The organism is Streptomyces sp. NPDC015144 (assembly GCF_043079735.1).
In the GTDB taxonomy this organism is placed as follows: domain Bacteria; phylum Actinomycetota; class Actinomycetes; order Streptomycetales; family Streptomycetaceae; genus Streptomyces.
Map to the genome: position 1 here is coordinate 88,364 of NZ_JBIBUU010000008.1, position 13,373 is coordinate 101,736.

11 protein-coding genes are annotated in these 13,373 nt (G+C 74.4%); 2 read left to right on the forward strand and 9 right to left on the reverse strand.

The genetic code is table 11. The annotated features are described in order from the left end of the window. Positions 1-458: 458 nt before the first annotated feature. Positions 459-2,144 carry a helix-turn-helix domain-containing protein gene (locus ACF08W_RS16080; protein ID WP_392279597.1) on the reverse strand — a complete coding sequence of 562 codons (1,686 nt, stop codon included), beginning with the start codon at positions 2,142-2,144 and terminating at the stop codon, positions 459-461. Between the two features lie 291 nt (positions 2,145-2,435). Between ACF08W_RS16080 and ACF08W_RS16085 the strand changes: the two genes are divergently transcribed. Further along, the gene (locus ACF08W_RS16085) at positions 2,436-3,461 is read left to right on the forward strand and encodes a hypothetical protein (RefSeq protein ID WP_352277909.1); all 1,026 of its coding nucleotides are present in this window, start codon (positions 2,436-2,438) and stop codon (positions 3,459-3,461) included. 70 nt (positions 3,462-3,531) lie between these two features. Here ACF08W_RS16085 and ACF08W_RS16090 read toward each other — a convergent pair whose 3' ends face one another. Beyond that, the gene (locus tag ACF08W_RS16090) at positions 3,532-4,527 is read right to left on the reverse strand and encodes an MASE1 domain-containing protein (RefSeq protein ID WP_392279598.1); all 996 of its coding nucleotides are present in this window, start codon (positions 4,525-4,527) and stop codon (positions 3,532-3,534) included. Positions 4,528-4,593: 66 nt separating this feature from the next. Then, complete coding sequence (locus ACF08W_RS16095) at positions 4,594-5,451, reverse strand: PP2C family protein-serine/threonine phosphatase (RefSeq protein WP_352277912.1); 858 nt, start codon at positions 5,449-5,451, stop codon at positions 4,594-4,596. Positions 5,452-5,664: 213 nt separating this feature from the next. On the opposite strand from ACF08W_RS16095, the gene ACF08W_RS16100 reads away from it, so the two are divergent. Next, positions 5,665-5,964, forward strand: coding sequence for a DUF1876 domain-containing protein (locus ACF08W_RS16100; protein ID WP_352277914.1), 300 nt, complete (start codon positions 5,665-5,667; stop codon positions 5,962-5,964). Positions 5,965-6,003: 39 nt separating this feature from the next. Here the strand turns inward: ACF08W_RS16100 and ACF08W_RS16105 are convergent, their stop codons facing one another. The 6 genes from ACF08W_RS16105 to ACF08W_RS16130 all read right to left on the reverse strand — a co-directional run bounded on the left by ACF08W_RS16105 (position 6,004) and on the right by ACF08W_RS16130 (position 13,362). After that, the gene (locus tag ACF08W_RS16105; RefSeq protein ID WP_392279599.1) at positions 6,004-7,707 is read right to left on the reverse strand and encodes an acyl-CoA dehydrogenase family protein; all 1,704 of its coding nucleotides are present in this window, start codon (positions 7,705-7,707) and stop codon (positions 6,004-6,006) included. Between the two features lie 55 nt (positions 7,708-7,762). Continuing rightward, complete coding sequence (locus tag ACF08W_RS16110; RefSeq protein WP_392279600.1) at positions 7,763-8,380, reverse strand: TetR/AcrR family transcriptional regulator; 618 nt, start codon at positions 8,378-8,380, stop codon at positions 7,763-7,765. Between the two features lie 103 nt (positions 8,381-8,483). Beyond that, on the reverse strand, positions 8,484-10,124 hold the full coding sequence (gene pgm / locus ACF08W_RS16115; RefSeq protein ID WP_392279601.1) for a phosphoglucomutase (alpha-D-glucose-1,6-bisphosphate-dependent): 1,641 nt from the start codon (positions 10,122-10,124) through the stop codon (positions 8,484-8,486). Positions 10,125-10,244: 120 nt separating this feature from the next. Then, positions 10,245-11,339, reverse strand: coding sequence for a HEAT repeat domain-containing protein (locus ACF08W_RS16120; protein ID WP_385212527.1), 1,095 nt, complete (start codon positions 11,337-11,339; stop codon positions 10,245-10,247). Between the two features lie 41 nt (positions 11,340-11,380). Then, positions 11,381-12,097, reverse strand: a complete 717-nt coding sequence (locus ACF08W_RS16125; RefSeq protein ID WP_385212525.1) for a response regulator — start codon at positions 12,095-12,097, stop codon at positions 11,381-11,383. Beyond that, positions 12,094-13,362: a histidine kinase gene (locus ACF08W_RS16130; RefSeq protein ID WP_392279602.1), complete on the reverse strand. Its 1,269-nt coding sequence runs from the start codon at positions 13,360-13,362 to the stop codon at positions 12,094-12,096. The genes ACF08W_RS16125 and ACF08W_RS16130 overlap by 4 nt, the downstream gene beginning before the upstream one ends. Between the last annotated feature and the right edge of the window lie 11 nt (positions 13,363-13,373).

Consider the following 13,373-nt stretch of genomic DNA (forward strand, 5'->3'; position numbering starts at 1 on the left):
CGTCATGAGCAGGGCGCATCCGCCGATCTCCTGGTCCGACGGACGCGCCCACGCTCGCTGCACGATATCCACACGTGTGGCTTTTCGCTGGAGTTCTCGTGAAGTTCAGACATGTGTACTGACTCGGGTCTCGTCCCGTTCCGCGCCGGATCGATCGGTCTGTGGCCGAGTGCGGCATTTGAAGTACGCCCGAATGCGGAGGTGTGGGGGCATCCGTGCCGGTCGGCCGCTCGGGTCGCCCACCCAGGTTGGTCCGCCACGGGGCGCCGCCGGGAGGCCTTCCCCGGCCAACAAACGAGCGAACAGCCGTACGGTGACGCCGTTGGCCGGAAAGCTTCGGCGCGGCGGCTTCCGTCACCGAACCAGGCCGTCCGCGATGCCGCCGGAGACCGGCCGGGCCGCGAGGCGCCCTCCGGCTCCGGCCCGGCCCTCCCGCGCCCCGCCGGCCCGGAGCGGGGTCAGGGCGCCGTCCACGGCCCACGGCCGTTCCACGGCGGCGGGGCGGGCGGCCGGGCCGATAGGGCGGGTCCTATCGAACGCGCCGTCCGGAGCAGCTTCCGCTGCTTCCATGCCAGGGCCGCGGCGAACGCGGTCGTGACCACCAGCAGGGACCCCATCGCCCTCGCCGCGCGGCGGTCGCGGAGAGCCCGGCGGTGCGTGGCCGTGCCGGCCGCCAGGAAATCCGATTCGAGGGAGGTGAGGTCCTCCCGGAGGGAGGCGTACGCGCCGAACTGGGCCAGGCGGACGGGTGAGATCCGTACGTCGCGCTCCCGCCCGACCGCCTCCCAGGCACCCGCCGCCTCGGTCAGCCAACGGTGGAAGCGCAGCTTCTCGCGGTCCTGCTCGATCCACCCGCCCAGCCGGGGCCAGGCGCTGATGAGGACCTCATGCGCCAGCCCGGCGGCAGCCGTGTCCAGGGTGATCAGCCGGGCCCGGGTGAGGGATTCCAGGACCTTGTCCGTCGTCCGGCCGTCGCCCAGGGACGCGAGTTCGGACCGGGTGACGGATCGGCGGGTGTCGGGGGCGCCGTCGGCACCCGGAGCGATCATCCGCAACAGGACCCGGCGTGCCACGTCCGCCTGGGCGGTGTCGAGCCGGGTGTAGACGTCCTCGGCGCTCTGGGCGATCGCCCCGTGCAGACCGCCGGCCCGTTCGTAGGAGTCCAGGGTGAGGGTGCGGCCGCGGCGTCGGTTCCAGGTCTCCAGGAGGGCGTGGGACAGCAGCGGCAGTGCGAAGCCGTTGTCCGCGACATCGGCGGTCAGCCGGGCCGTGAGCGCGCGCTCCACGACCAGACCGTGCGCCTGCGCGGGTTTGACGATGGCCTCGCGCAGCTCGGCGGGGTTCATACGGGTCACGGCCAGGCTCGCGCCGCGGACCACCGCGGCGAGGCCCGGATGCTCCAGACAGTACGAGGAGAAGTCCGCGCGGACCCCCAGGACGACGCGGAACCGGGAGGACGTCCCGCGCGCCGGGAGAAGAGCGGCGATGAACCGCTCCCGCTCGGCCGGGTCGTTGCACAGGGTGAAGAGTTCCTCGAACTGGTCCACGATCAGGAAGGTGCCGGGCAGCCGCGCGCCTGCAGACGGCAGGAGAGAGCGGTGGGTGGTGAACGGATGCTCGCCGGGGGTGATGATGCGGACCACCGCCCCACGTGCCGGACCGCTCTCCCGCTGCCGCAACCGGGGTACGAGTCCCGCGCGCAGGAGGGATGACTTACCGCTTCCCGAGGGGCCGAGAAGCGCTGCCACGGGCTCTCTCCGGGTGAGGTCCCACAGGTCCTCGGCGAGTTGCTCACGCCCGAAGTACAGCGCGTGGTCGGTGTGGTCGAAGCGGGTGAGTCCCTTGTACGGGGAGATGTTCCGGCCGGGGCTCTGCGCCGTGAGCTCCTTCGACGCGTGGTGCCACCGCGCCTCCCACCCGTCGGAGCTCGCGCCGCACGCCCCGACGTAGGCGAGGAGGACGCCGAGGGTGGGAAGCCGCTTGCCCGCCGCGGCCCGTGACAGGGTGGCGGCCGAGTAGCGGCAGCGACGGGCCATCCGTTGGTACGGAGGGTTGCCGGCGTCGTGCCGGAGCCGGCGCAGGGCACCCGCGAGTTCGGCCACCGGGCCCGCCGAAGCGTCGAGCGGATTCTCATGCCGGCCCATGGCCCCTGCCTTCCCCGTGGCGGCCTTTGAATCAACCGTGCCGTCATGACCGTCCGCAAGACGAATTCCAGCCGTGGACGGGCCGCGCGACGCCAACGGCGGCGGCGGATTGATTCATCGTGCGGCAGGGACTGCGCAACAAAGTCTGGCGGTCCGATATTGGGGCGCGGCTCGCGGGACCTCCGTCTGCCGGGAGCGCCGGTCTCGCGACCGGCCGCCGGCGGCGGGGGCGCACGGATCAGGTCCGTGCCGGGCGACGAACAGTGCATTCACGGGGAGCGGAGGGCACGGATGGGCGGGGAAGATCTGGCGACGGCGGCGGTGGACGCGGTGGCACGGGCCGCGGTCGCCGCAACGGCCGCGGTCGGCGGGGCGGCCGGTGGCATGGTCGTCGACCTGGTACGCGGCCGGCTGCGCGAGGTGGCCAGGGGAGAGGAGACCGTGGCAGAGGTCGAACGGACACCGGACGCCCCCGAGGCGCGGGCGAGGCTGCGGGAGAAACTGGCCGAAGTGCTGGCCGAGGACCCGGCGTTCGCCGCATATCTGGCGAGTGTCCTCGCCCCGCCCGAGCCGGCCGGGCCGCCCGCAGTCACGGGCGGCATCAACATCGACCGAGGGGGCCGGGCCCGCGGCACCTTCGTACTCGGCAACCAGGCGGTCACCAAGATCCGCAAGGGCGACCCGGGCGCGCTCGTGGCCGTGGTCGCGGTGGTCCTCGTCATGGCTCTGGCGGTGTACGCACTGGCCCGGCTCGCGACGGGGGACGACGGCGCGTCGATGTCGAACGGGCACCGGGTCGCCGTGCTGAAGGACCCCGCCACGGTCAGGGCCGTCGCACCCGACCTGCACGCCATGCCTACCGGCTGGACCAGCACACGCCCGACGAGCATCGAGTCGGGCGACAAAGCCTGCGCCGAGATGGTGGAGAAGCAGCTGTGCGAGTGGATCACGAGCGCGGCCCGGTCGTCCTTCCACGACCCCTACGACCAGTCGGCCGACTTCACGGTGCTCGCCTGCACCTCGGTCGATGACGCCCGGAGGCTCTATGACTGGGCCGAACAGCGGATGGGGCGGGCGGGCGGGGCCAAGCCGTTGGCGATAGAGGCCCTTGGTGACCAGGCGTTCGCCGTCGAATTCTCCGAAGGGAGGGGAGAGGCGTACGCGCGCGTGGGCACCGTGGTCGTCGGCGTCCAGGAGGAGGGCTCCAACGGCGACTACGAGGTCGCCACCCTGGAAGCGCTGGCGCGGATGGTGGCGGAACGCGCCCAGCAGGCCCAGGACGGCGACACCCCCAGCGCACGGGCGCGGCAGGCCTGACGGACCTCACGAAGGCCCGTGCCCGGTGGCGGCCGGCGGGGGAGGCGGCGCAGCCGGGCCGGGGCGCGGCTCAGCGGCGGTCGACCCCGTCCCCGGACCGGGGCGGCCAGGCCGCCGCGGCCCGTCCGGGCGCCAGCTGATCGACCACTTCGGCCAGTTCCTCGCAGGCGCGTTCGATGCGGTGGCGGACGTTGAGCTGCTCGGTCACCACCGCCGCGAGGAGCAGCGCGGTCAGGGCCACGCAGCCGTTGAACACGGCGAGGCTGACCATCACATGGACGATCGCCAGCCCCTCGAACGGGCCCGCTCCCTCCGTACCGGCGGCCGCGGCCAGCACCGACACCAGCAGGGCACAGGGCGCGCTGCCCGCCAGCTGGAAGCGGAGCGCGGCCCAGACGATCAGGGGGAACACCAGGCAGATCATGGACAGCGAGCTGCGGGTGGCCACCAGCGACACCACCACCGAGACGACCGCCAGCGCACTCGCCTCGCCCCACCGGTCACCGGCCCGGGGCAGCCGGGCCCTGCGCAGCACGAGCAGCAGCGGGGTGACCACGAGCACCCCCATCGCGTCCCCCGACCACCAGGCCGCCCAGACCGGCCAGAATCCGCTCTGCGGCAGCTCGCCGTCGATCAGCAGCATGCCCGCGCCCACGGTCGCGCTCACCGTCATCCCGGCCAGCGCGCCGAGGAAGACCAGCACGACCCCGTCGCGCAGCCGGTCCAGCTCGCTGCGGAATCCGGCCCTGCGCAGCATCAGGTACGAGCAGAGCGGGGCCGCGGTGTTGCCCGCCACCACGACGAAGGTGGACGGGGTGACCGACCCGCTGAGCGTGGCGACGACGAGCAGCGAGCCGAGCGCGACACCGGGCCAGACCCCCGGCCCCAGGAGGACCAGGGCGCCCAGCGCGATACCGGTCGGCGGCCAGAGCGGGGTGACGACCGCGCCGTGGACGGAGACCTGCTCGATGAGGCCGAGCCCGCCGGCCGCGTAGTAGGCGGCGGCGACCGCCAGGACACGCAGGACGGTCGCCGCCGTCCGCCCGGTTCTTTCACTGCGGATCACGCGTCTCATCAGACACCGGCCCGGACGGGCGGCGGCCGTGTGACACGCCTGGGGGCGCCGGGCCGGTCAGGCCGCTCCGGACACGGCCGCCCGGCGGCCCGTGCCGGGCGCGGCGCCGTGGCGCACCACGAGCACGGCGGCGTCGTCCCGGTGCCCGGTCTGCCCGGCCGCCCGCAGCACCGTGTCGGCCAGCTCCCCGGCGCCGGAGCCGGCCCCCGCCCGCACCAGCCGGGTCACCGCTTCGAGGCCTTGGTCGATCGGGAACGAGGGGCCCTCCACCACCCCGTCCGTGACCAGCACGAACGCGCCCGGATCGGTCAGCCGCCGCCGGGTGACCGGATACCGCTCGCCCGCCTGGATGCCGAGCGGCAGCCCGCCCTCGTCGCTGGTCACCCCGGACCGGCCGTCGGTGGTGGCCCACACCGCGGCGACATGACCGGCCCGCGCGCTGTACAGCTCCCGCGACTCCGGGTCGAGCCGGACGAACGTACAGGTGGCGAAGAGCCCGGAGCCCGCCGAGACCAGCAGGTCGTTGGTCCGGGCCACCACCTCGCCGGGATCCGTGGCCGTGGCGGAGATCGCCCGCATCGCGATCCGCACCTGGCCCATGAAGGCGGCGGCCTCGACGTCGTGGCCCTGGACGTCCCCGATGGCGAAGGCCAGCGTCCCGTCCGGCAGCACGAACCCGTCGTACCAGTCGCCGCCGATGTCGAGGCCGCTGCGCGCCGGTGTGTACCGGGCGGCGGTCTGGAGCCCGGGGCGGGCGGGCAGCGACGCCGGGAGCATGTCGCGCTGGAGGACCTCGGCCAGCTCCAGCCGCGCCCGGTGCAGCTCCACCTCGCGGCGGGCCCGGGAGGTCAGCTGCTGCAGGGTGGTGAGCAGCTCGTCGGAGCTCGCCGCACGGGGAGGCCGACGCCGGTTCATGGGCCGCTCCGCACCGCGCCCGTCCGTGCGGCGCACTCCGGGGCCGGTCGGCGCCCGCCCTCGCTGGACATCGTCATCCCGCATCCTATTTCGGCGGTGCCGTCCCCGCAGGGCGAGCGGGAACGCGCGGACCGGGCCGCCCGGGTGGATGCTGGGGACAGGACCGCGTCGAGGCGGCGCGACGCGACCGGGCGCGGTCGCAGGAGGTGTGCGATGACCCGCACGCAGGAGTGGCGGCTCCGTCTCGGCCTGACCGAGGACGACGGCACGACCAGGGCGGAGGCGGTCCTGGACACCGGTGCCGGGAAGGTCACCGGGCACGGGGTGGCCCACTGCAATCCGCAGGACGTGGACGTACCCGCCATCGGCGACGATCTCGCGGCCGGCCGGGCGATGAAGGATGTCGCCGCCCAGCTGATGAGGGCCGCCGACAAGGAGCTGGAGACCGTGGGCGGCGACCCCGCGACGGGCCCGGTGCCCCCGCCGTACGCCTGGCGCGACGCGACGGCCTGAGGCCGGGCCCGGGAACACCGCCCCGGGCCCGGTGGCGGCTCAGCCCTCCGCGCCGGAGTGCCGCTCCACGATCGCGGCGGTGGCCGTCCCGCGCGGCAGGACACCGTACTGGTGGCCGCGCTCCTCGCCCAGCCGGGCGGCGACGAACGCCTCGGCCGACGCCGAGGGCGCGTGGCGGAGCATCAGCGAGGCCTGGAGCGCCAGCGCCATGCCCTCCACCGAGGCGCGCGCCCGCAACTGCGCCGCGACCGGATCCTTCAGGTTCTCGGCGAGCTCCCGCCGCACCCGGCCGACATGCGCGTCCAGCACGGAGCTGGCACCGGCCGTGGTCTCCAGCTCGGCCCAGAACGCGTCCAGCGCGTGCGGGGTCCGCCCGATGCCGCGCAGCACGTCGAGCGCGATGACGTTGCCCGACCCCTCCCACACCGCCATCACCGGCTGCTCGCGGTAGCGCCGGGCCAGCGGCCAGTCCTCGGTGTAGCCGTTGCCGCCCAGGCACTCCAGCGCCTCGTAGGCGTGGTGCGGGCCGCGCTTGCAGATCCAGTACTTGGACACGGCGGTGGCCAGCCGCCGGAACAGCTCCTCGGACTCCCCGGCGCCGCTCTCGTACGCGTGCGCCAGCCGCAGCGAGGTCCAGGTCGCCGCCTCCGTCTCCAGCGCCAGATCGGCCAGGACCGCCGCCATGGCCGGCTGATCGACGAGCCGGGCGCCGAAGGCACTGCGGTGCCGGGCGTGCCAGATCGCCTCCGAGACCGACTGCCGCATGCCCGCGGTGGTGCCGAGCACGCAGTCCAGCCGGGTGTGGTTGACCATCTCGATGATGGTCGCCACGCCCCGGCCCGGCTCACCGGTCCGGACCGCCCAGGTGCCGTCGAACTCCACCTCCGAGGAGGCGTTCGACTTGTTGCCGAGCTTGTTCTTCAGCCGCTGGACGCGGATGGTGTTGCGGGTGCCGTCGGGCAGCACGCGCGGCACCAGGAAGCAGGTCAGCCCGGCCTCCGCCTGGGCCAGCACCAGGAAGGCGTCCGACTGCGGGGCGGAGAAGAACCACTTGTGGCCGGTCAGCAGATGGGCCCGGCCCTCGGGGTCGGAGGCCACCGGGACGGCCCGGGTGGTGTTGGCCCGTACGTCGGAGCCGCCCTGCTTCTCCGTCATCCCCATGCCGAAGATCAGCCCGGACTTCTCGGCCGGGGCGATCGTCCGCGGGTCGTAGGAACGGCTCAGCAGCCCCGGCAGCCACGCGCGCCCCACGTCCGGGTCGCGCTGGAGGACCGGGACCACGGCGTGCGACATGGACATCGGGCAGGCGTGGCCGGGCTCGATCTGCGCGAAGAGCATGAAGGACGCCGCCCGCGCCACCGCCGCCCCGGGCTTCGGGTCGGCCCAGCCCGCGGTGTGCGTGCCGTGCGCCACGGCCGCGCCGATGATCTCGTGGTACGCGGGGTGGAACTCGATCTCGTCGATCCGGTTGCCGAACCGGTCGTGGGTGCGCAGGACGGGCGGCGAGGTGTGGGCCAGCTCCGTGGCGTCCTGGAAGTCCCCGGAGCCGACCAGGGTGCCGATCGTGTGCAGGCGCGGCTCGTGCCGGCCGGCGCCGAAGGTCCGGACGGCCTCGGCGAGCGGCGCGTTGGTGCCGTACTCGTCGAGATCCCTGCGGGGCGGTGCCTGGTTGGTGACCTCGTGGGTGGGGTGCGGTGCGGGGGCCCCGGAGTGCGGGCCGGTCCGGTGCTCGGTGACGGTCATGGCGGTGCTCCTGTCCTGTTGCGTCGATGGGGGCGGGGCGTGCGGGGCCGGTCGTTCAGGCGGGCCGGGCGCCGACCGCCCTGAGGCACAGCGCGGTGAGGGCCTCCACGACCGGCTCCGCCTCCGCCCCGGCCCCCTCCCCGACCGGCGAGAGCGGGCCGAGCAACGCCTCGCCGACCGCGCCGATCACCGCGGCGGCCGACAGCTCGACGTCCTGTGGCGGGAGTTCGCCCGTACGGATCCCGGTGGCGATGATGGTCCCGGCAAGTGCGTGATAGCCGCGCCGGTAGCCGAGCCGCTCCTCCTCGACGAGCGGGTCGACCGGCTCGGCCAGCAGCGCCCAGGCGGTACGCGGACTGCTCAGCGCGCGGTACGAGAAGACCTCGACCAGCGCCCGCAACTGCTCCCGGGCGCCGTCGCGGACCCGCACCGCCTCCCGCACCGCTTCGAGTTCATGACTCGCGACATGCCGGAAGACCGCGGCCAGCAACTCCTGCTTGGAGGCGAAGTGGTTGTACACGCTGCCGGTCGCGACACCGGCCCGCCGGGCGAGCGCGGAGACACTGGCCGCCGGGTACCCGCCCTCGGCGAGCAGCTGCCGCGCCGCGTCGAGGAGCCGTTCGCGGTGGGCGAGCCGGGTGGCCTCGGTGCGGGCGGTGGCACGGTAGGCCATGGTCTGAACCTCTATTCATATCTTGTGGTGTCCAGCCAAGCACTGTTCCCGGCCGGGCGCAACGGCCGGTTCCGGACCACCGGAACCGGCCGTCGCCCTCGGCTCAGGAGCCCAGCGCCGTGGCGACCACCGCCTTCGCCTCCTCCTGGACCCGGGCGAGGTGGTCGCCGCCGAGGAAGGACTCCGCGTAGATCTTGTAGACGTCCTCGGTCCCCGAGGGGCGGGCCGCGAACCAGGCGTTCTCCGTGGTCACCTTGATGCCCCCGATCGGCGCCCCGTTGCCGGGCGCCTCGGTCAGCACCGCCGTGACCGGCTCACCGGCCAGGGTGTCCGCAGTGACCTGCTCGGGGGAGAGGCGCGCGAGAACCGCCTTCTGCTCCCGGTCGGCCGGGGCGTCGATCCGGGCGTACGCCGGCTCGCCGAACCGGGCGGCGAGCTCCGCGTACCGCTCCGAGGGGGACGAGCCCGTCACCGCGAGGATCTCCGAGGCGAGCAGCGCCAGCAGGATGCCGTCCTTGTCGGTCGTCCACACCGAGCCGTCCTTGCGCAGGAACGACGCCCCGGCGGACTCCTCGCCGCCGAACCCGAGCGAACCGTCGGCCAGCCCGTCCACGAACCACTTGAAACCGACCGGGACCTCGACCAGGCGGCGGCCGAGACCGGCAGCGACCCGGTCGATCATCCCCGAGGAGACCAGCGTCTTGCCGACCCCCGTCGACTCCGGCCAGCGCTCCCGGTGCCGGTACAGGTAGTCGATGGCGACGGCCAGGTAGTGGTTCGGGTTCATCAGCCCGCCGTCCGGTGTCACGATGCCGTGCCGGTCCGCGTCGGCGTCGTTCCCCGTCGCGATCCGGAACCGGTCGCGCTGCTCGATCAGCGAGGCCATCGCGTACGGCGAGGAGCAGTCCATCCGGATCTTCCCGTCCCAGTCCAGCGTCATGAACCGCCAGGTGGGATCGGTCAGCGGATTGACCACCGTGAGGTCGAGCCGGTGCTGCTCGGCGATCCGGCCCCAGTACGCGACCGACGCCCCGCCCAGCGGATCGGCGCCGATCCGCACCCCGGCCGCCCGCACCGCGTCCAGGTCGAGCACCGCCGGAAGATCGGCCACGTAGCCGCCGAGGAAGTCGTACGTCCCGGTGGTCGACGCCGCACGCGCGCGGGCGTACGGCAGCCTCCGCACCTCCTTCGACCCGGCGGCGATGATCTCGTTGGCCCGCCGCTGGATCCAGCCGGTGGCCTCGGACCCGGCGGGGCCGCCGTTCGGCGGGTTGTACTTGAACCCGCCGTCGCCCGGCGGGTTGTGGGAGGGCGTCACCACCACGCCGTCGGCGAACCGCTCCGTGCGGCCCCGGTTGTGGCCGAGGATCGCGTGCGAGACCGCCGGGGTCGGGGTGTAGCCGTCGGCCGGATCGAGCAGCACGGTCACGTCGTTGGCGGCGAACACCTCGACGGCGGTCACCCGTGCGGGTTCCGACAGCGCGTGGGTGTCGGCGCCGAGGAAGAGCGGCCCGTCGATGCCCTGGAGCGCCCGGTACTCGCAGATCGCCTGGCTGGTGGCGGCGATGTGGTCCTCGTTGAACGCGGTGGCCGTGGCCGAACCGCGGTGGCCGGAGGTGCCGAACGCCACCCGCTGGTCCGGCTCGGCCGGGTCCGGGTGCAGCGTGTAGTACGCCGTCACCAGCCGGGCCACATCGATGAGATCCTCGGGCCGGGCCGGTTGTCCGGCTCGCTCGTGCGGCATGCCTGCTCCTTGGTGTCGGTGGTCGCTCCGGTTGCTTCCGTCCCATTTTCCCGGGCCGCCCGCACCGTGCCGAGACCGCCCCGCCGGACGGCGGTCCGGCGACGGCCCCCGCCGCGCCGCCTACGCCGGGGAGTCCGGGAGGCCGCCGGTCCGCGACCCGCCCGCGGCAGGACCGGCGAGGTCGGCGAGGTCGGCCACCACCAGAGCGGCCGCCCGTACCGGGTCGCCACCGGCGCGGGCGAGCAGCGCGGCCGCGTCGTACTCCGTACCGGCCGACTCCCGGTGACTCACCTTCAGCGCGTGCACCGACTCGTAGCGCGGTGACCGGAGCGCCGCGCCGAGATCCGGGCGCAGCCGCTCCAACTCCACGACGACCGCCCAGGCATCGGCCTCCATCCGGACCCGCCGCACCGGGTCGCAGGCCGCGGCGGCCCACTCGGCCCCGGCCGGATCGGGCCCGTAGGCGGCCAGCGCGGGCAGGAGTTCGGGGACGCCCAGGATCGCCGCCGCGTCGACGAGGAAGAGGCAGGATCCGTCGTCGGAGTCCAGCAGGTGCGCGATCAGCGGGACGGCCCGCGGGTCGTGCCGTCGGGCCAGCCCCAGGGCCCCCTCCTCCCGGACCGCGCCGTGCGTGTCGGTGGTGCACGTCCGGAGCGCGTCCCTGATGGCGGCGGTGTCCTGCTCCAGCTGGAACCCCAGCGTGAAGGCCGCCCATGCGCGGACCTCCGGGTCCTGGTCCCCGGTGAGCCGGATCAGCGCCCGGACGTCGGGCCCGTCGGGCAGGCCGCTGTCGACGGAGGCGAACTCCGAGGCGACGTCGCGCCGCAGACCGGCGTCCTCGTGTCCGGACAGCCGCACCAGCACGGGAACGGCGCGCGGATCCCGCGTCCGGCCCAGGGCGTGGACGAGGGACGAGAGCACACGGCGCTCCGTCTCCACCCCGGCCAGCGCCATCAGGGACATCGCCGCCCCGCCGCGCAGGGACTCGTGCGCCTCGGCCGCCCTTCCGGCCAGATCGCAGCCCGCCTCCCGCTCCAGGACACCGGCCGATCCCAGCAGCTCCGACGCGCAGTGCGCCACGGTCTCCGCGCTCGCCCCCTCCACCACCTCCTCGACCAGGGCCCAGTAGGCGTGCAGGTCCTCGTCCGCCCCCGAGTCCTCCGCCACCCGTGCCGCGGTCGTCAACCGCCCCCGTATTCCAGCCCCGTCGTCCATCCACGCATTCTCACACCGGGGACGGGGCGCGCGGGCCGGTGTCAGCCCGCGATCCCGGGCACGACCAGACCCGTCTCGTACGCGATCACCACCGCGTGGGTCCGGTTCTGCGCTCCGAGCTTGGTCAGCACGTTCCCGACATGCGTCTTCACCGTCTCCGCGCTCACCCCGCAGGACCGGGCGATCTCCGGATTGGACAGACCGGTGGCCATCAGACGGAGCACCTCCTCCTCCCGGACCGTGAGCGCCGCCCGGGGCAGCGCCTCGGCGGAGTCCAACGGGCGGGCGGTGACCATCCGGCGCAGGGCCGCCGGAAAGAGGATCGCCTCGCCCGCCGCGACCACCCGTACCGCCTCCGCGATCCGGGGCACCGGGAGCCGCTTGAGGACGAAGCCGCAGGCCCCGGCGCCGAGCGCGGCGGTGACGTAGCCGTCGTTCTCGAAGGTGGTGATCACCACGACCTTCGGCGGCGCGTCCGGCCCGGCGAGCAGCTGCCGGGTGGCCTCGATGCCGTTGAGCCTCGGCATCCGTACGTCCATCAGGACCACGTCCGGCCGCAGCCGCCGCGCCCGCTCGACCGCCTCGACGCCGTCGGCCGCCTCCCCGACCACCGTGATCCCCGGCTGCATTCCGAGCAGGGTGCCCAGGCCGCTGCGTGTCACCGCGTCGTCGTCGGCGATCAGGAGGGTGACGGGGGTGTCGGCCACGGGGGTCCGGCTCGCGTCGGGGCCCGCCGCGCTCGCGGGTGAGCCGGTCATGAGGGCAGGTGTAGCGGCAGCCGGACCCCGAGCCGCCAGTGCTCCGGTCCCTCCCGGCCGGCCTCGAACTCGCCGTGCAGCAGCCGTACGCGTTCGGCGAGTCCCGGCAGGCCGAGCCCGGACGTCGGGAAGGCGTCCGGGACCGGGCGCGCCCCCGGAGCGCACCGGTTGACCACACCGAGACTCACCAGCTCGGGCGTGGCCGTCACCGTGACCCGGATCGGACCGCCCGCGCCGTGCCGCAGCGCGTTCGTCAGCCCCTCCTGCACGATCCGGTACGCGGCCCGCGAGAGCGTCCCCCGTATCTGTGTGAAGTCGCCGGACAGCTCCGGCTCCACCACGGCGCCCGCCTGCCGTACCCCGTCGAACAACCCGGGCAGATCGGCCAGGGTGCGGCTCGGCGCCGCCCCCGTCCGCTCCTCGCGCAGCATGCCCAGCACGTAGTCGAGGTCCTCGAGGGCGGTCCGGGCCGACTCCTCGATGCCGCGCAGGGCCGCCCGTGCCGCCGCCGGGTCGGCGCCGAGCACCTCGCCCGCCACCGCCGCCTGGATCGTGGCGGCCGTCAGCGTGTGCCCGATCGAATCGTGCAGCTCGTGGGCGAGGCGGTTGCGTTCGGCCAGCGAGCGCTCCCGCTCGGCTGCCCGCGCGAGCCGCTCGGCCGACGACGGACCCAGCAGCCGGGGAGCCAGCCACCGCAGGGCGCCGGTCACCGCCAGACACGACAACGCCGCGAACAGCAGGCAGCACCCCGCCGCGACCCAGCTCTGCCAGCCGCTCTCCGGCCGCAGCGACCAGCCGCGCACACTCAGCCCCGCCTCGGCACCGGCCCAGCCGCCCGGGAGGAGAATTCCGGCGGCGAGCAGCAGGACGCCCAACTGCGCCCCCGTCCACCCCAGCACCACCTGCGACAGGAGCCACAGTGGCGTCCGCCAGCGGTCGGCCCCCGCCCCCGTGGCGGAATCCGGCCCCTCGGCGGCAGCGTCCGCGCCCCGCCGCACGGGGTCGGGCAACGGCACCCCCAGCATCCGCCGGGCACATGCGATCGACACCCGCCGCGTGGTCCGGGCCAGCCCGGTCAGGCCGATCAGCACGGACCAGACCAGCGCCGTCAGGGCGAGCCGCACGCCCGCCGGGGCGGACGGCCACGCCAGCGCGGGCAACGCCGCGAAGGGCAGCAGCGGAAGACTCGCCAGCGCACCGCAATAGGCGAAGAGCGCACCCGTGTACGTGGAGCCGCGCAGCAGCGGCCGGATTCCTCTGGACATGATCCGGCCAG

Coding starts and splice junctions, on each gene's coding strand:
- ACF08W_RS16120 (WP_385212527.1), bottom strand. CDS start 11,339: ATGGACGACGGGGCTGGAATACGGGGGCGGTTGACGACCGCGGCACGG.
- ACF08W_RS16130 (WP_392279602.1), bottom strand. CDS start 13,362: ATGTCCAGAGGAATCCGGCCGCTGCTGCGCGGCTCCACGTACACGGGT.
- pgm (WP_392279601.1), bottom strand. CDS start 10,124: ATGCCGCACGAGCGAGCCGGACAACCGGCCCGGCCCGAGGATCTCATC.
- ACF08W_RS16110 (WP_392279600.1), bottom strand. CDS start 8,380: ATGGCCTACCGTGCCACCGCCCGCACCGAGGCCACCCGGCTCGCCCAC.
- ACF08W_RS16095 (WP_352277912.1), bottom strand. CDS start 5,451: ATGAACCGGCGTCGGCCTCCCCGTGCGGCGAGCTCCGACGAGCTGCTC.
- ACF08W_RS16100 (WP_352277914.1), top strand. CDS start 5,665: ATGACCCGCACGCAGGAGTGGCGGCTCCGTCTCGGCCTGACCGAGGAC.
- ACF08W_RS16105 (WP_392279599.1), bottom strand. CDS start 7,707: ATGACCGTCACCGAGCACCGGACCGGCCCGCACTCCGGGGCCCCCGCA.
- ACF08W_RS16125 (WP_385212525.1), bottom strand. CDS start 12,097: ATGACCGGCTCACCCGCGAGCGCGGCGGGCCCCGACGCGAGCCGGACC.
- ACF08W_RS16085 (WP_352277909.1), top strand. CDS start 2,436: ATGGGCGGGGAAGATCTGGCGACGGCGGCGGTGGACGCGGTGGCACGG.
- ACF08W_RS16080 (WP_392279597.1), bottom strand. CDS start 2,144: ATGGGCCGGCATGAGAATCCGCTCGACGCTTCGGCGGGCCCGGTGGCC.